The organism is Mycolicibacterium komossense, assembly GCF_025822605.1.
Classification (GTDB): domain Bacteria; phylum Actinomycetota; class Actinomycetes; order Mycobacteriales; family Mycobacteriaceae; genus Mycobacterium; species Mycobacterium komossense.
On record NZ_JACKTY010000033.1, the window covers coordinates 361,895 to 377,789 of the forward strand.

Sequence of the window (15,895 nt, forward strand, 5' to 3'; positions counted from 1 at the left end):
GTCCCAGCTCGACACGTCTGCGCAAGGGGCGGCGGCGACAAGCCGTCGCCTTTTGCTGCGTCGGGTAACCTTCGGGGCCTTGGCCTTGAGCGAACAGGGCCCCACCGAAAGAGGCCGGATGGCTGTCTTGTCCACCGATCTGCGCACCCTCAGTTACGAGGCGTATCTCTACTTCTATCCGATGGTGACGATGGAGGTCACGCGGCTGCAGGTGGCCAACATGCCGGCCGGCACCGCCCCGGGCTCCGGTCCGCCGAACCGCTTTTCGCATATGCGTGCCTTCCCGGCCGCGGACTTCCGGGCCGTGGTGCGGCCGAACTTCGACACTCTCTATTCCAGCGCGTGGCTCGACCTGACCGCGGGACCGGTGAAACTCACCGCGCCGGACACCGACGACCGCTACTACATGCTGCCGCTACTCGACATGTGGACCGACGTCTTTGCCAACCCCGGCAAGCGCACCACCGGTACAGCGGCAGGCGAATGGGTGATCGTCGGGCCTGGTTACGACGGAACGCTGCCCGCGGGTCTGCCCGTCATCGTGGCGCCGACTCCGCACGTGTGGATCATCGGGCGCACCCAGACCAACGGCGTCGCCGACTATCCGGCTGTGCACGAGGTCCAGGACGGCTACGTCATCACGCCTCTTGGCGCAGAGCCCGACTACCACGTCGACCCGAATCGCGATATCAAGACCGAACCGGTGAAAATCGTCAACGGTATGGCCGCGCTCGAATTCTTGGGCTTCGCAGCCGAACTGCTGGCGGTCAACCCGCCGCATCAGACCGACTTCGACCAGCTGGCCCGGATCGCGCCACTGGGGATCGAAGCGGGTAAACCCTTCGACGCCGGGCGATTCAGTGCCGACCAGCAGGCCGAGATCGAGGCGGGAAAGGATGATGCCCTCGCCGCCATGCTGTCGTCGCTGCCTACGCTGGGGACCAGCGCCAACGGCTGGACGATGATGACCAGCAACATCGGTGTCTACGGCAACGCCTACTTCGAGCGTGCCGTGGTGACATTGGTCGGTCTGGGCGCCAACCCGCCAGAAGACGCGGTTTACCCGCTACTCAACGTCGACGCCGACGGCGACCCGACCACCGGTGAGCACGACTACGTCATCCACTTCGATGCCGACAAACTTCCGCCGGCATCCGCATTCTGGTCGGTGACGATGTACGACTCCGAGGGCTTCCAGGTCGTCAACGAGATAGACCGCTTCGCGATCGGTGACCGCGACCCGCTGATCTACAACGCGGACGGTTCGCTGGATCTCTACCTGCAGCACAGCAACCCGGGCCCTGAGCGGCTGTCGAACTGGTTGCCGGCGCCGCAGGGCCCTCTCGGCGTGACGATGCGACTCTATGCGCCGCACAAGTCGGTGTTGGACGGACAGTGGGCGCCGCCGCCGGTACGCAAGGCGTGAGCGACGCCTGATCCCCGTTTTCGCCCCGAGGTCGGTCATGAGGCAGGATGAGAGCGGCCGTCCTGGTGATCGAGGAGTCTGAGGAGTCTGATGGCGGAGCCGACCAGCATCCGGACCGCGACGAGTTTGCCGGGGTACACCCGGGTATTACTGAAACTCGGGGGTGAGATGTTCGGGGGAGGGCAGGTCGGCCTCGATCCGGACGTGGTGGCCTTGGTGGCCCGCCAAATCGCCGAGGTGGTGCGTGGTGGCGCGCAGATCGCCGTGGTGATCGGCGGGGGTAACTTCTTCCGCGGCGCCCAGTTGCAGCAACGCGGGATGGAACGCACCCGCTCGGATTACATGGGCATGCTCGGCACCGTGATGAACAGTCTTGCGCTGCAAGACTTTCTGGAGAAAGAGGGCATCCAGACCCGGGTGCAGACCGCCATCACCATGGGTCAGGTAGCCGAGCCGTACATCCCGCTGCGCGCCCGGCGGCACCTGGAGAAGGGGCGCGTGGTGATCTTCGGGGCAGGCATGGGCCTGCCGTACTTCTCGACCGACACCACCGCCGCGCAGCGGGCGCTGGAGATCGGCGCCGAGGTGGTGTTGATGGCCAAGGCTGTCGACGGGGTGTTCACCGACGACCCGAAGACCAATCCCGATGCCGAGTTGCTCACCGCGATCACTCACCGCGAGGTCCTCGAACGGGGGCTGCGGGTCGCCGATGCGACTGCCTTCAGTTTGTGTATGGACAACGGCATGCCGATCCTGGTGTTCAACCTGTTGACCGACGGGAATATCGCGCGGGCCGTCGCAGGTGAGAAGATCGGAACACTGGTCACCACCTGACGGGGGTGTCAGAGCGAGTAAAGAGCGACGGGAGAAGAACACCGTGATCGACGAGGCTCTCTTCGAAGCCGAAGAGAAGATGGAAAAGGCCGTGTCGGTGGCACGTGACGATTTGTCGTCCATCCGCACCGGTAGGGCGAACCCGGGCATGTTCTCCCGCATCGTCATCGACTACTACGGCTCTGCGACTCCGATCACGCAGCTGTCGAGCATCAACGTCCCCGAGGCGCGCATGGTGGTCATCAAGCCCTACGAGCAGTCTCAGCTCGGCCCCATCGAGAACGCCATCCGTAACTCCGACCTCGGGGTCAACCCGTCCAACGACGGCAACATCATCCGGATCTCCATTCCGCAGCTGACCGAGGAGCGCCGCCGCGAACTGGCCAAACAAGCCAGGGGAAAGGGCGAGGACGCCAAGATCACGGTCCGCAACATCCGTCGCAAGGCGATGGAAGAGCTGTCCCGGATCAAGAAGGACGGCGAAGCAGGCGAGGACGAGGTCGGCCGGGCGGAGAAAGACCTCGACAAGACCACCTCGCAGTACGTGACGCAGATCGATGAATTGGTCAAACACAAGGAAGGCGAGTTGCTCGAGGTCTGAGGAAGAAGGCGAATCCACCCATCGCCCTCCGTGACCATCAAGCGACCCACCCCCGTGGCCGACACCGAGAAGAAGGCGTCGCGCGCAGGCCGTAACCTGCCCGCGGCCATTGCGGTCGGCGCATTCCTCGGCTTCGGCGTGATCGCCATCCTGGTCTTCGCGCCCCATCTGTGGATCCCAGTCGTCGCACTGGCGATCGCCGTGGCCACCCACGAGGTGGTACGCCGGCTACGCACCGCAGGTTTCGCGATTCCGGTCGTGCCATTGCTGGTGGGCGGGCAGGCGATGATCTGGCTGACCTGGCCGTTCGGTACAGCCGGCGCCCTGGGCGGGTTCGGGGGAACCGTCGTCGTCTGCATGATCTGGCGGCTGCTGTCCGGTGGTCTCAAAGACGCGCCGGTGAACTATCTGCGCGATGTGTCGACGACGGTCTTCCTGGCGGCCTGGATCCCACTGTTCGGCGCATTCGGGGTGCTGCTGGTCTATCCCACCGACGGCGGCTGGCGGGTGCTGTGCCTGATGTTGGGTGTGGTGTTCTCCGATATCGGCGGCTATGCGGCCGGAGTGTTGTTCGGCAAGCACCCGATGGTCCCGGCGATCAGCCCGAAGAAGTCCTGGGAAGGGTTTGCCGGGTCGTTGATCGCCGGCACCACTGCAGCTGTGCTGGCGGTGACGTTCCTGCTGGACAAGCCACCGTGGGTCGGGGTTCCACTGGGCCTGATGCTGGTCGTTACCGGCACGCTGGGCGACCTGATCGAATCTCAGGTCAAGCGCGATCTCGGGATCAAGGACATGGGCACGCTGCTACCCGGCCACGGCGGGATCATGGACCGTCTCGACTCGGTTCTGCCCTCGGCCGTCGCGACCTGGATCGTCCTGACGCTTCTGGCGTGAGGCTCGCGCGTTCAGCCAGCAGGCGAACGCTCCCAGCACCAGACCGACCCCGATGCCGATATCGGGATGTTCACCCAACATCAGCCAGGACAGCACTCCCGCGACGGCGGGGATCAGACAGAACAACATCGCAACAGCGGCCGCGCCGTGTCGGTTGATGGCGCGCACGTAGAGCGACACCCCGACACCGGCGTTGAGCAGCACCACGGCGGCCACCGCCAGCCCGGCCTTGAGGTGATCGTGGATCGCGAACGGCGTGAGGGTGGCGAGCACGGCCGCGGGGATGAGCGCCACGGTGTTCTGCACCGCGACCGACGCCCGGAAGTCGACGTCGGCGCAGAAGCGCTGCTGATACACCCCGCCGGCGGCGAGCCCGAGCAGCGCGACGAGCAGCAGCACGAACACCGGGTCGACGCCGTGTTCGTGAACCAGCCGGCTCGCGCAGGCCGCGAGCACCGCAGCGACGCCGAGTCCCAGCGCGAGAATTCGGGCTGGCCCCAGCCGCTCTCGCAGAAACAGTGCGCCCAGTACGGCGGTAGCGACCGGATTCATCGCGATGACGACGGCGCACAGCACCGCGGGCGCCCCGCGCTGGACGGCCAAGTACAGGCAGCAGAACTGGACAGCTTGCATCAGCAGCCCGGTGACGGCCACATGCGCGAGCTTGCGACCGCGGGGCCATGGCACCCGACTGATGGCGGCCCAGGCGCCGAGCAGCAAGCCCGCCAACGAGAAACGGAACACCAGGACGGCCATCGGCGTCATGGCACCGACCGCGAGATTGCCGATCGGATAGCCCAGCGCATAGAAGAACGTCACTGCCGAGGCGGTCCGCAGGGGCATCCGGGTCAGCTGCATGACGTCCATGCTCACGTCCGTGCGCTGGTGCTGTCCAACGATTAACCGTCGGATCGATTGATCACGAAAGACGATCGATCGGCACGCACCGCGGCCCGATGAGCATGGAAATTGATCCCATCTGCTGATCAGAGTATGTTGGCGCCGTGAGTCAGGTGCTGGACATCTCCCCGCTGCGCAGTGTGGTCGCGGTCGCGGACTGTGGTGGATTTCACCGTGCTGCCGCGGTTCTGCATCTGACCCAGTCGGCTGTCAGTCAACATGTGCGACGCATCGAGGCGGTGGTGGGCGCGCCGATCGTCGAGCGCTCCGGTCGCGGCATGGTGTTCACCGAACTCGGCCACCGAGTGGTGGTACACGCCAGGAAGATCCTGGCCGTCCATGACGGCGCGCTGGCCGATCTCGGGGCTGCCGAGGAGAAAATGCTGCTGGTCGGTGCCACCGAGCACGGTGCCGACGTGATGCTGCCCGGCTTGACCGATGCGTTGGGCCAGCGGTTGCCCGAGTGGCGGATCAGGTTCCGCCTCGACCGAAATGTCGCGCTGGCCGGTGCCATCGAGCACGGCGCCATCGACCTGGCGGTGATGATCGACGGATCCGGCTGGGATCGCTCCCATGCTTCGGGAATGGTTGCGCTGAAATGGATTTCATCGCGCGGGTTGGCGTTGTCGGCAGCTGAGCCGCTGCCCGTGGTGATCTACTCCGAGCCGTGCACTCTGCGTGAGCCGACATTCGCGGCGCTGGACAAACTCGGGACGGACTACCGGATCGTCACCGAGTGCTCGGATCTGTCGGGTCTGATCTCAGCCGTGCGTTCCGGTCTCGGTGTTGCGTTGCTGCCGATGATCGGGCGGCTACCGGATGGGTTATGTCTGGCCGAAGGCCTACCCGCCGCCAACCGGGCGTCGGTTTTCGTCCGCGGTCGCAGCGGGGTGGACGATCAGGTGCTGGCCACCGTCGACGCTGCCGTCCGCGAAGTGCTCAACGCCGAAACGTCGGCCGAAAAGGTGTCCGCATGAAACAAGAGCTGGTTTTCGAAGCCCCGAAACGGGGCCTGCCGCCGCGGCACCTCGCCGACCTCGACGAGGTGGCCCGGTCCGCCGCGGTCATCGAGCTGGGGTTGCCGGCGTTCCGTGCCAAACAGCTGGCCAACCAGTACTACGGTCGGCTGATCGCCGACCCGGCCCTGATGACCGATCTGCCCGCTGCGGTGCGTGAGCAGGTCGCCGCCGCGCTGTTCCCGCCTTTGCTCACAGTCGCCCATCAGATCCAGTGTGATGCGGGGGAGACGCGAAAGACATTGTGGCGTGCGATGGACGGCACGACGTTCGAATCGGTGATGATGCGCTACCCACAGCGCAACACCGTCTGCGTCTCGTCGCAGGCCGGCTGCGGTATGGCCTGCCCGTTCTGTGCGACCGGCCAGGGCGGGCTGACCCGCAATCTGTCGACGGCCGAGATCGTCGAACAGGTACGCACCACGGCGGCGGCACTGCGCGACGATTTCGATGACCGGCTGTCGAACGTGGTGTTCATGGGCATGGGCGAACCGCTGGCCAACTACAACCGGGTGCTGGCCGCAGTCCGGCGGATCATCGAACCGCCGCCGCACGGTTTCGGCATCTCGGCGCGATCGGTGACTGTGTCCACGGTCGGACTGGCCCCGGCGATCCGCAAGCTGGCCGACGAGCGACTCGGTGTCACGTTGGCACTGTCGCTGCACGCCCCCGACGACGAGCTGCGTAACACCCTGGTCCCGGTCAACAACCGATGGGATATCGCCGAAGTTCTCGACGCCGCCAGGTATTACGCCGACACCACCGGTCGGCGGGTGTCCGTGGAGTACGCCCTTATCCGCGACGTCAACGACCAGCCGTGGCGGGCGGACCTGCTGGGCAAGAAACTCCATGGCGCGTTCGGAGCCCTTGTGCACGTCAACCTGATCCCGCTGAACCCGACACCGGGCAGCGAGTGGGACGCCAGTCCCAAACCCGTGGAGCGGGAATTCGTCCGGCGCGTCAAGGCCAAGGGTGTGTCGTGCACGGTGCGGGATACGCGCGGGCGGGAGATCGCCGCCGCGTGCGGACAGCTGGCTGCCGACGAAGGAGGCAGGTAGCTGGAGTGCACGCGATTTGGCCGCCGCGTGCGGACAGCTGGCTGCCGAGAAAGGCTAGCGGGTTCGGTTACTGCCTGATCCAGCCGCGCTTGCGGCCCCACATGTCCCGGATCAGCACGATGGCGGCCAGGATGGCGAACACGATCAGGAAAACGTCCTCGACGTGCCCGACGTGGTTACCGCGGAGCATGCAGAGCAGGAAGACGATGCCGAAGAACCCGGTGATATGCCAGGTGCGGTAGTTGATCTTGCTCCAGCCCCACTTGGCCGACGGGACGTCGGCGGGGTCGACGCCGTCGTAGCGCTCCACCTCGGTGCTGACCACGGCGACTCCTCACGGTAGGACTGAAATCTGCGGGTAATGCACGCCAATTCTGACATACGGCTCTCAGCCGATCTCGCCGTAGCGCCGCAACGCCTCTTCGCGTTCGCTGCGGTGATCGACGACCGGGTCCGGGTATTCGGGAGTGCCGAGGTCGGTGACCCAGCGCCGGACATAGTCGCCGTCCGGGTCGAACTTCTTGGCCTGCGTGTCGGGATTGAACACCCGGAAGTACGGGGCGGCGTCGGTGCCGCAGCCCGCGGCCCACTGCCAGCCGTGCTGGTTGCTGGCCATATCGCCGTCGACAAGCTGCTCCAGAAACCACCGCGCGCCCCACTGCCACGGCAGGTGCAGATCCTTGACCAGGAATGAGGCGGTGATCATCCGGACCCGGTTGTGCATGAAACCGGTCTCGCTCAACTGGCGCATCCCCGCGTCGACGATGGGGTAACCGGTCTTACCCGCCTTCCACAGGTCGAACCGCTGTAGGGCGTCATTGTCGTCGTCGACCCGGATGGCGTCGAAGCTGTCATTCCAGTTCTGCCACGCGCTACGGGGCCATTCGGCGAGCACGGTGGCGTAGAAATCGCGGAACGCGAGCTCGCGCAGATACGCCTGCGGGCCGTCGCCGCCGGTGAGGGCGGTCGCCATCGTGCGCGGGTGGATGTTGCCGAAATGCAGGTAGGCCGACATCCGACTAGTGGTGTCCAGGTCGGGTCGGTCGCGGTCGTCGGCGTAGCCGGCCAGGTCGGCGTCGACGTAGTCCGACCAGCGCTGCCGTGCCGCCGCCTCGCCGGCGCGCAGGCTCAGTTCGGTGCCGGGGTCGGGGATGTCCCAGTTCTTGCCCGCGCCTGCCGACGCGGCGTCGGCGGGGTCGATCCATCGTGCCGATGCCGGCCCCGATTTCGCGGGTGAGCGCCAGCCGTGATCGCGCCAGCGGCGGAAGTACGGGGTGAAGACTTTGTAAGGGGTGCCGTCGTCCTTGGTCAGCCGGCCAGGGGACACCAAGTAGGCCGAGCCCGTGGCATTGAGCGGGATGTCGCCCAACGCCGCTCGTACCGCCTCGTCGCGGCGGCGGCCGAACGGGGAGAAATCGGCCGAGATGTGCACGGCCGTGGCCTCGATGGCCCGCGCCATCGCCGGGATCCGGGTCTCCGGCCTGCCTTGGCTGACCAGCAGTCTGCCGTCGAGAGCGTCGCGTAGTTCGCGCAGCGAGTCGTAGAGGAACTGCAGCCGTCGCGGCCCCGAGGAGGCTTTCAACCGTGGGTCGAGCACGTAACAGCCGAGCACCTCGCCGTCAGCCGAAGCAGCGTCGATCAGGGCGGGGAGGTCTGCAGTACGCAGATCGCGGCGAAACCACAGCACCGTAGTCATGGCTTCCATGCTGCCCTGTTCCGCGCCGACTGAAACAATGCCTGCCATGACGCTCGGCCACACAGCAGGGGATTACCCGCGGGACATGATCGGCTACGGGCCCAACCCGCCGCATCCGAACTGGCCCGGGGGAGCCAACGTCGCCGTGCAATTCGTCCTGAACTACGAAGAGGGTGGTGAGAACAACGTCCTGCACGGCGATCCGGCCTCGGAGACCTTCCTCTCGGAAATCGTTGGTGCGCAGCCATATCCGAACCGTCACCTGAGTATGGAATCGCTCTACGAGTACGGTTCGCGAGCCGGGCTGTGGCGGGTACTGCGGGTCTTCGACCGCCGCGAACTGCCGCTGACCATCTTCGGGGTGGCGCTGGCGCTGGCCCGCAACCCCGAGGCCGTCCACGCATTCCTCGAACGCGGCGACGAGATCGCCTGCCATGGGTTGCGCTGGTGGAGCTACCAGCTGGTCGACGAGCAGATCGAACGCGAGCACATGGCCGAGGCGGTGCAGATGCTGACCCAATTGACCGGGTCGGCGCCGTTGGGCTGGTACACCGGCCGCGATTCACCACACACCCGCGCCCTGGTGGTGGAGCATGGCGGCTTCCTGTACGACTCGGACTCCTACGCAGACGACCTGCCGTACTGGACTGTTGTCGGCGGCCGTGACCACTTGGTGGTGCCTTACACGCTGGACACCAACGATATGAAGTACGTGTCGGCCAGCGGATTTCCCAGCGGGGCAGAGTTTTTCACCTACCTGCGGGATGCATTCGACGTCCTCTACGCCGAGGGCGCCGCGGGCGCGCCGAAGATGCTGTCCGTCGGTCTGCACTGCCGACTGGTCGGGCGCCCCGCCCGCGTCGCCGCCCTGGAACGCTTCCTGGACCACGTGCAGTCACACGACAAGGTGTGGATCACCCGTCGAGTCGACATCGCCCGACACTGGGTGGAGCACTTTCCGCCGCGGTAGCTCAGGCGGCGATCAGGCTTGCGGTGACGGACGGCGGGACTGCGGCCGGTGCCAGCGACTGCGGCGCGGCCACTGTGTAGCCCAGGTCGGTGAGGATGCCGATCTCGATCGGGCTCAGCGTCCGGACACCCGGACCCGTACCTGTATTGGCATTCATCAGCTTCTGCTGATCGCCGGTGAACGTGTCGTCGTCCAAGTGGGTGACCGAGCTACCTCCAGACCAGACCTTGGGTGTGTACAGCGGCACCGGCTTGCCGTAGGCGGCGGTTGCGTTGGCCCCGCCGAAGAACAGGCTGCCGACGCCCCCGGTCAGAAGGGAGTTGTACTTGGGATTCCAGCTGCCGTTGGTGTTGAAAACCTTTGTACCGTCGGCAGTCACGATGAGTTTAGCGAACAGTGGCCAGTTGTCGCCTTGGTCCGCCGGGGGTGGATCCATCAGGGTTTCGAAGCCGAAGGTATGCAAGATCTCGTGCATCATCGTCGAGGTGAAGTCGTACTGATCTTCACCCACGGTGTTTCCGATCGCCCAATCCTCGGCCCAGTTGACGTCGATCGTGCCGTCTACTGCCGCCCCGTTGGAATCGACACCGGTGAGCAGTTTGTTCTGCACTACCGTGGGGTAGAAGCCGGCTGCCGAACTGATGGTCGGACTACCGCCCGAGGCAAAGCCGGTGCCGTACAACCCGATGATGTTGTAGCTGAGTGTGACCGGCGTGGTGACGGTGAAGTACTGCACCAGATCGTTGGCCGCATCTTTGAGCGCTTGCCGGCGCTCCGGGGTCCAGTATTCCGAGCCGTCGCCGTACCGGAAGTCGAATGTGATGGCGCCCTGGTTGATGACGGAGGTGGCCGCGGTGCTCGGGGCGCGGAAGAGGTCGAGGACGTTGATGTGCAGTCCGGGGTCGGCGGCGGAGACGGTGAAGGTGTCGACGCCGGTGAAGCCTGCGCCGGGCGTATAGGTGTAGGTGCCGTCCGGATTGAGCTGCACGGTACCGGTTTTGGGGGCTTTGGTTAGCGTGTAGACGATCCTGTCACCGTCGGGGTCGACGGCCCCGATGGTGCCGACGATCAGGCCGCTGATCTTTCCGGTCACCTGCACGGGCTTGACGGTGGGGGCTTGGTTGAGGAAGGTGTTGCGGACCAGCACCAGTCCGCTGTTCAGGAACTCCTTGACTCCGTTGTCCACGGGTAGCCCGGCGATGGTGGTCTGCGCAGCCGACATGAAGTCGGCGATCTCCTTGGCGACGGCTTGACGTCTGACGTCGGGGTCGACTGTGGGAGTTGTCGATGACACAGTGGTTCTGCCGGACGCCGCGGTCGAACCGGAGCTGGCCCCCGACGATGTCCTGGTGCGGATGAGAGTCGCTGTTGCCGTGGGTGTTTCAGTTATGGCGGCGCGGCTGCGGAGGGTCGAGGCGGGTCGGGCGGTAGCCGGGGCTGCCGTCTTTTGGATACTCTTCGGTGATGCAGCGCCGGAGCGGCCGGCGTGGCTGCTGTGGGTTGCCGGACCCGCCGATGTTGACGATTGACCGGTACTGTCCGCGGCAGCTATCCCGGTCTGGGGTCCGATCAGTGACCAGCCCACCAACGCCGCACCCATACCGGCAGAGGCTGCGCCTACCTGCAGCCAGCGCCGGACGGCGAAGCGCTCCGCCCGCGACGACCCGCTTCGTGTGCCCGATCGATTCGTCTTCGCCGCCACCGTTACCCCCGATTGTGCCTGGATTGTCCGGTCGACACGGTATCTGACGGCTTGCGCGCACGCGGCGGATTGTCGCAGCGTGCGCCAATTTCTGCCTGAGCTCGGCGTTAGGGCGACATCCACCTGGAGCAGAACGAAACTGGGCGCCGAACGCACGCCGGGCTATCCAGCGGCCAAGGCCGCACTGCGCGCCTACCGCAAGGGCTTGGCAAATGAACTGGTGCCCAAGGGAATCCGGGTCAGTACCGGGTCACCCGGGTTCATCCAGACCTCGGCAGTCGAACGGCTGATCGACCGGATCGCTGAATCGGGGTGGTATCGAACGGCCGGCTGCGTTGCAGGGTGTGATGGCAGCGCTGGGTCGCCTCCCGCTCGGGCGTCCGGCTCTGCCCCACGAAATCGCCGATGTGGTCGCCTTTTTGGTGTCTGATGGGGGCGTCGGTGGTGGGGGCGGACCTGGTAGCGGATGGCGGGGCGGTCCCCACGGTGTGGGAACCGCCCCGCCGTCGACGTGAGATCACATACCGGCCGGCGGCATCAGGACGGTGTCGACCATGTACACGGTCGCGTTGGCGGTCTGAACGCCCCCGCAGGACACCGAGGAGTTATCGACCTTGAGGTCGTTGGCCATCCCGGTGACGGTCACGTCCTGGCCCTCGACGGTCTTGTGTGTGCCGACGACCTGCGACGGGCTCAACTGACCGGGCACCACGTGGTAGGTCAAGATGCTGGTCAGCAGCGGCGCGTCGGTCTTGAGCTTGTCGACGGTGGCGGGATCGAGCTTCGCGAATGCCGCGTCGGTCGGGGCGAACACGGTGTAGTCACCGCTGTTCAGGGTGTCCACGAGATTGACGTCGGGGTTCAGCTTGCCGGAGATCGCGGAGGTCAGCGTGGTCAGCATCGGATTGTTCGACGCGGCAACCGCGACCGGATCCATGGCCATGCCGGCGACGGAGCCGGGTCCGGTCGGTACCTGGGCGGCGTAGCTTGCACACGCCGGACCGACAAGGCTTTCCGCGGCGACCGGGGGAGCGGCATTGGCGACGGTCATCGAGCCCGCCAGCAGTGCTCCTGCGGCGAGTCCGGTGAGGCCGGTGACGGTGAAGGTTCTGGAAAGGGTGTGAGTTTTCATGGGAATTATCGACTTTCGTTGTGCGGACGGGACGCGGTGGTAGTCCCGGTCGTTCAGATAACTATTCGGTGCTGATTGAGTTTCGGATTGGCAGTTATTCCGAGAGCTCGCGAAGCCGCGAAATACCGTCGGCCGTAGGTGAATGAAAAGGCTTGCAGTCCTTGATTGGCTGCAGGTCACGGCGCTCATGGGCGGTGCCACCGGTCTCCAGGTAAACACTCTTGGCGCGGTAATTCAACTCCGGTGCCGATTTCCGTTGTCGGAAAACGAATTCTGCGGTGTAGATCGGCAAATCGGCGATGTGGCAGTGCTGTTGCTGAGATTGGCTGCTACGGGCCGCGAAATATGTTGTCCCACAGCGCTGGTGAGGAAAAGACAGGGCAGCCCGGAGTCGGGGGATCCGGGCTGCCCTGTCGGTCTTGGTGGCCGGTTGTCAGGCGGCTGGCGGCATCAACACGGTGTCGATCATGTACACGGTGGCGTTGGCCGTGTGCACCCCGCCGCAGACCAGCCCGGCATCGTTGATCTTGAGGTCATTGCCTGCGCCGGTCACCGAGACGGTGCCGCCCTGGACGGTCTTGTGCTCGCCGACCACCTGAGCAGGGCTGGCCTGGCCGGGCACCACGTGGTAGGTCAAGATGCTCTTCAACAGCGGCGCGTCCGTCTTGAGCTTCTCCACGGTGGCGGGGTCGAGCTTGGCGAATGCGTCGTCGGTGGGCGCGAACACGGTGAACTGCCCGCTGTTGAGGGTGTCAACCAAGTTGACGTTCGGATTGAGCTGACCGGACAGCGCCTGGGTCAGCGTCTTGAGCATCGGATTGTTGGACGCGGCGACGGTCACCGGATCCTGGGCCATTCCGGCGACCGACCCGGGTCCGGACGGCACCTGCTGGGCGTATGCCGCGCATCCCGTTCCGATCAGGTCCGACGCGGGGGCAGCGGCAGCGGTGGTCGTCGAGGTGGCGCTCTCGACAGCGGAGGAGACCGCTGACGTGGCAGAGGACGCTGTGGAGGCGGCTTCCTCTTTCGAGCAGGCGGCCATGCCGAGAACGGCAAGGGTGGCAAAGCCGGCCGTCACGACTCTGGTGTGAAGAGGCTTCATGCTGGGGTGACTCCTTTGTCTTCCGCGGTCATTGCGCCTGGGATTCGCGCTCGGGACCGATACGGACTGGCCGGGGCCGGCTCACGTCACATTTGCGTCATTTTTGCGGCCGACTTGCCGTTGCTGGCATTCGCGCACCGATGGGCGCGGCACAATGGTCAGGTGGCAGTACCGAACGCCGACCGGCGACTGAAGGTCCTGATCCTGGGCAGCACCGGTTCGATCGGCACCCAGGCGCTCGAGGTGATCGCGGCCAACCCTGACCGGTTCGAGGTCGTCGGCTTGGCCGCTGGTGGCGGTAACCCCGAGTTGCTGGCCCGGCAGTGTGCCGACACCGGGGTCGCCAACGTCGCAGTCGCCGACCCGGCCGGCGCCGATCGGGTCGGCCGCGTGCGCTACCGCGGCCCGGAGGCCGCGACCCGGATCGTTCAGGACACCGAGGCCGATGTCGTGCTCAACGCCCTGGTCGGAGCGTTGGGCTTGAAACCCACGCTGGCGGCGCTGGACAGCGGCGCGCGCCTGGCCCTGGCCAACAAGGAGTCGCTGATCGCCGGCGGACCGCTCGTGCTCAAGGCGGCGGCACCGGGTCAGATCGTCCCGGTGGACTCCGAACACTCCGCACTGGCCCAGTGCCTGCGCAGCGGCAGCGCCGACGAAGTGGCCCGGCTGGTGCTGACGGCGTCGGGGGGACCATTCCGCGGCTGGACCGCCGATGCCCTGGAAAGCGTCACCCCTGAGCAGGCGGGTGCCCATCCCACCTGGTCGATGGGGCCGATGAACACACTGAATTCGGCATCGCTGGTCAACAAGGGCCTGGAGCTCATCGAAACCCACCTGCTGTTCGGCATCCCGTACGACCGGATCGACGTGGTGGTCCACCCGCAGTCGATTGTTCACTCGATGGTCACCTTCACCGACGGGTCGACCATCGCCCAGGCCAGCCCGCCCGATATGAAACTGCCGATTGCGCTCGCCCTCGGCTGGCCTGCCCGAGTTCCTGGTGCCGCCGCAGCCTGCGATTGGACCACCGCCTCGACCTGGGAATTCGAGCCGCTGGACGACTCGGTCTTCCCTGCGGTGGACTTGGCCAGGTATGCGGGATCCACCGGCGGTTGCATGACCGCCGTCTACAACGCGGCCAACGAAGAAGCCGCCGAGGCTTTCCTGGCCGGGCGTATCTCTTTTCCCGCAATCGTCCGCACCGTCGCCGACGTGCTGCACGCCGCCGACCAGTGGGCGGCGCAACCGGCTACCGTGGACGATGTACTTGACGCGCAGCGCTGGGCCCGGGACAGGGCCGGAGTTGCCGTTTCACAGGAGGTTCTGCCAGCCCGATGATGTTCGCAGTGGGTATTGCGCTGTTCGCCCTGGCCATCCTCGTATCGGTGGCCCTGCACGAATGCGGCCATATGTGGGTGGCCCGCGCCACCGGAATGAAGGTGCGCCGGTACTTCGTCGGCTTCGGGCCCACGTTGTGGTCGACACGTCGCCCCAACCGGCTTGGTTCCACCGAGTACGGCCTTAAGGCGATCCCGGCCGGCGGGTTCTGCGATATCGCCGGGATGACGTCGGTGGACGAAATCGCGCCGGAGGATCGCCCGTATGCGATGTTCCGGCAGAAGACGTGGAAGCGCGTCGCGGTGCTGTTCGCCGGCCCCGCCATGAACTTCGTCATCGGCCTGGTGCTGATCTACGGCATCGCCATCCTGTGGGGGCTGCCCAACCTGCATCAACCGACCACCGCGATGGTCGGCGAAACCAGTTGTGTGCAAGCACAAGTGGCGAAGGACAAGATGGGCGACTGCGCCGGCCCCGGCCCGGCCGCCTTGGCCGGACTCAAGCCCGGCGATGTCGTCACCAAGGTCGGTGACACCTCGGTGGCGACATTCGAAGAGATGGTGGCCGCCGTCCGCAAGGCCTCGGGCCCCACCCAGTTCGTCGTGGAGCGCACCGAGGACGGCAAGACCAGCACGTTCCTGAGCATCGTGGACGTCGAGCAGACCCAGCGTTTCACCGGCAAGGACGAGACCGAGCCGAGCAACGTCGGCGCCATCGGCGTCGCGGCGGCGTATTTCGGCCCGACGCAGTACAACCCGCTGTCCGCGGTGCCCGCGACCTTCGCGTTCACGGGGGATCTCGCCGTTCAGCTCGGCAAGTCACTGGCCACGATCCCGACGAAGGTCCCGGCGTTGCTGCACTCGATCGGCGGCGGCGAGCGTGACCCGAACACACCGATCAGCGTCGTCGGGGCCAGCATCATCGGCGGCGACACCGTCGACCACGGCTTGTGGGTGGCGTTCTGGTTCTTCCTCGCCCAGCTGAACTTCGTGCTCGGTGCGATCAACTTGGTGCCGCTGCTGCCCTTCGACGGCGGCCACATCGCCATCGCGCTCTTCGAGAAGGTCCGCAACATGTTCCGGTTGGCCCGCGGCAAAGTGGCCGCGGCACCCGTCAACTACATGAAGCTGATGCCCGCCACGTACGTGATCCTGATCGTCGTGGGCGGGTACATGCTGCTGACGGTGACCGCCGATCTGGTCAACCCCATCAGACTTTTCCAGTAG

The 15,895-nt window shown here is 65.8% G+C and carries 17 protein-coding genes; 11 read left to right on the forward strand and 6 right to left on the reverse strand.

The features are described 5' to 3' along the window. Positions 1 to 118 precede the first annotated feature (118 nt). The 4 genes from H7J73_RS22275 to H7J73_RS22290 all read left to right on the forward strand — a co-directional run bounded on the left by H7J73_RS22275 (position 119) and on the right by H7J73_RS22290 (position 3,755). On the forward strand, positions 119 to 1,426 hold the full coding sequence (locus H7J73_RS22275) for a DUF1254 domain-containing protein (protein ID WP_264069846.1): 1,308 nt from the start codon (positions 119 to 121) through the stop codon (positions 1,424 to 1,426). Positions 1,427 to 1,516: 90 nt separating this feature from the next. Continuing rightward, positions 1,517 to 2,260 carry a UMP kinase gene (gene pyrH, locus H7J73_RS22280; RefSeq protein WP_264069847.1) on the forward strand — a complete coding sequence of 248 codons (744 nt, stop codon included), beginning with the start codon at positions 1,517 to 1,519 and terminating at the stop codon, positions 2,258 to 2,260. Between the two features lie 43 nt (positions 2,261 to 2,303). After that, positions 2,304 to 2,861 (forward strand): ribosome recycling factor, encoded by a 558-nt coding sequence (frr, locus tag H7J73_RS22285; RefSeq protein ID WP_264069848.1) that lies wholly within the window; start codon positions 2,304 to 2,306, stop codon positions 2,859 to 2,861. Positions 2,862 to 2,891: 30 nt separating this feature from the next. After that, on the forward strand, positions 2,892 to 3,755 hold the full coding sequence (locus H7J73_RS22290; RefSeq protein WP_264069849.1) for a phosphatidate cytidylyltransferase: 864 nt from the start codon (positions 2,892 to 2,894) through the stop codon (positions 3,753 to 3,755). Here the strand turns inward: H7J73_RS22290 and H7J73_RS22295 are convergent. Further along, on the reverse strand, positions 3,666 to 4,613 hold the full coding sequence (locus tag H7J73_RS22295) for a DMT family transporter (RefSeq protein ID WP_264069927.1): 948 nt from the start codon (positions 4,611 to 4,613) through the stop codon (positions 3,666 to 3,668). The two genes, H7J73_RS22290 and H7J73_RS22295, sit on opposite strands and share 90 nt — an antisense overlap. A 146-nt stretch (positions 4,614 to 4,759) precedes the next feature. Here H7J73_RS22295 and H7J73_RS22300 point away from each other — a divergent pair, with 146 nt between their 5' ends. Continuing rightward, positions 4,760 to 5,632 carry a LysR family transcriptional regulator gene (locus H7J73_RS22300; RefSeq protein ID WP_264069850.1) on the forward strand — a complete coding sequence of 291 codons (873 nt, stop codon included), beginning with the start codon at positions 4,760 to 4,762 and terminating at the stop codon, positions 5,630 to 5,632. Further along, on the forward strand, positions 5,629 to 6,729 hold the full coding sequence (gene rlmN, locus H7J73_RS22305; RefSeq protein ID WP_264069851.1) for a dual-specificity RNA methyltransferase RlmN: 1,101 nt from the start codon (positions 5,629 to 5,631) through the stop codon (positions 6,727 to 6,729). Before H7J73_RS22300 ends, rlmN begins: the two co-directional genes overlap by 4 nt. 67 nt (positions 6,730 to 6,796) lie before the next feature. On the opposite strand, the gene H7J73_RS22310 is transcribed toward rlmN, so the two are convergent. Continuing rightward, positions 6,797 to 7,054: a DUF2631 domain-containing protein gene (locus tag H7J73_RS22310; RefSeq protein WP_264069852.1), complete on the reverse strand. Its 258-nt coding sequence runs from the start codon at positions 7,052 to 7,054 to the stop codon at positions 6,797 to 6,799. Positions 7,055 to 7,117: 63 nt separating this feature from the next. Next, positions 7,118 to 8,425, reverse strand: coding sequence for a cryptochrome/photolyase family protein (locus tag H7J73_RS22315; protein ID WP_264069853.1), 1,308 nt, complete (start codon positions 8,423 to 8,425; stop codon positions 7,118 to 7,120). A 46-nt stretch (positions 8,426 to 8,471) separates the two neighbouring features. Here H7J73_RS22315 and puuE point away from each other — a divergent pair, with 46 nt between their 5' ends. Beyond that, the gene (puuE, locus tag H7J73_RS22320) at positions 8,472 to 9,395 is read left to right on the forward strand and encodes an allantoinase PuuE (RefSeq protein WP_264069854.1); all 924 of its coding nucleotides are present in this window, start codon (positions 8,472 to 8,474) and stop codon (positions 9,393 to 9,395) included. Position 9,396: 1 nt separating this feature from the next. Here the strand turns inward: puuE and H7J73_RS22325 are convergent, their stop codons facing one another. Beyond that, positions 9,397 to 10,689, reverse strand: a complete 1,293-nt coding sequence (locus tag H7J73_RS22325) for an Ig-like domain-containing protein (RefSeq protein ID WP_264069855.1) — start codon at positions 10,687 to 10,689, stop codon at positions 9,397 to 9,399. Between the two features lies 1 nt (position 10,690). Between H7J73_RS22325 and H7J73_RS22330 the strand changes: the two genes are divergently transcribed. Together H7J73_RS22330 and H7J73_RS22335 are read left to right on the forward strand one after the other, a co-directional pair. Beyond that, the gene (locus H7J73_RS22330) at positions 10,691 to 10,924 is read left to right on the forward strand and encodes a hypothetical protein (RefSeq protein ID WP_264069856.1); all 234 of its coding nucleotides are present in this window, start codon (positions 10,691 to 10,693) and stop codon (positions 10,922 to 10,924) included. A 252-nt stretch (positions 10,925 to 11,176) separates the two neighbouring features. Then, positions 11,177 to 11,527, forward strand: coding sequence for an SDR family oxidoreductase (locus H7J73_RS22335; RefSeq protein ID WP_264069857.1), 351 nt, complete (start codon positions 11,177 to 11,179; stop codon positions 11,525 to 11,527). A gap of 87 nt (positions 11,528 to 11,614) precedes the next feature. Here H7J73_RS22335 and H7J73_RS22340 read toward each other — a convergent pair whose 3' ends face one another. After that, the gene (locus H7J73_RS22340; protein ID WP_435405556.1) at positions 11,615 to 12,229 is read right to left on the reverse strand and encodes a fasciclin domain-containing protein; all 615 of its coding nucleotides are present in this window, start codon (positions 12,227 to 12,229) and stop codon (positions 11,615 to 11,617) included. 433 nt (positions 12,230 to 12,662) lie between these two features. After that, complete coding sequence (locus H7J73_RS22345; protein WP_264069858.1) at positions 12,663 to 13,331, reverse strand: fasciclin domain-containing protein; 669 nt, start codon at positions 13,329 to 13,331, stop codon at positions 12,663 to 12,665. 162 nt (positions 13,332 to 13,493) lie between these two features. Between H7J73_RS22345 and dxr the strand changes: the two genes are divergently transcribed. Together dxr and H7J73_RS22355 are read left to right on the forward strand one after the other, a co-directional pair. Next, positions 13,494 to 14,669 (forward strand): 1-deoxy-D-xylulose-5-phosphate reductoisomerase, encoded by a 1,176-nt coding sequence (gene dxr, locus H7J73_RS22350; RefSeq protein ID WP_264069859.1) that lies wholly within the window; start codon positions 13,494 to 13,496, stop codon positions 14,667 to 14,669. Next, positions 14,666 to 15,895 (forward strand): M50 family metallopeptidase, encoded by a 1,230-nt coding sequence (locus H7J73_RS22355; protein ID WP_264069860.1) that lies wholly within the window; start codon positions 14,666 to 14,668, stop codon positions 15,893 to 15,895. The genes dxr and H7J73_RS22355 overlap by 4 nt, the downstream gene beginning before the upstream one ends.

Bases quoted from the DNA above. Each gene is read 5' to 3' on its own strand.
- H7J73_RS22315 (WP_264069853.1), bottom strand. From the start codon at position 8,425: ATGACTACGGTGCTGTGGTTTCGCCGCGATCTGCGTACTGCAGACCTC.
- H7J73_RS22275 (WP_264069846.1), top strand. From the start codon at position 119: ATGGCTGTCTTGTCCACCGATCTGCGCACCCTCAGTTACGAGGCGTAT.
- puuE (WP_264069854.1), top strand. From the start codon at position 8,472: ATGACGCTCGGCCACACAGCAGGGGATTACCCGCGGGACATGATCGGC.
- H7J73_RS22355 (WP_264069860.1), top strand. From the start codon at position 14,666: ATGATGTTCGCAGTGGGTATTGCGCTGTTCGCCCTGGCCATCCTCGTA.
- H7J73_RS22340 (WP_435405556.1), bottom strand. From the start codon at position 12,229: ATGAAAACTCACACCCTTTCCAGAACCTTCACCGTCACCGGCCTCACC.
- rlmN (WP_264069851.1), top strand. From the start codon at position 5,629: ATGAAACAAGAGCTGGTTTTCGAAGCCCCGAAACGGGGCCTGCCGCCG.
- H7J73_RS22295 (WP_264069927.1), bottom strand. From the start codon at position 4,613: ATGCAGCTGACCCGGATGCCCCTGCGGACCGCCTCGGCAGTGACGTTC.
- H7J73_RS22345 (WP_264069858.1), bottom strand. From the start codon at position 13,331: ATGAAGCCTCTTCACACCAGAGTCGTGACGGCCGGCTTTGCCACCCTT.
- pyrH (WP_264069847.1), top strand. From the start codon at position 1,517: ATGGCGGAGCCGACCAGCATCCGGACCGCGACGAGTTTGCCGGGGTAC.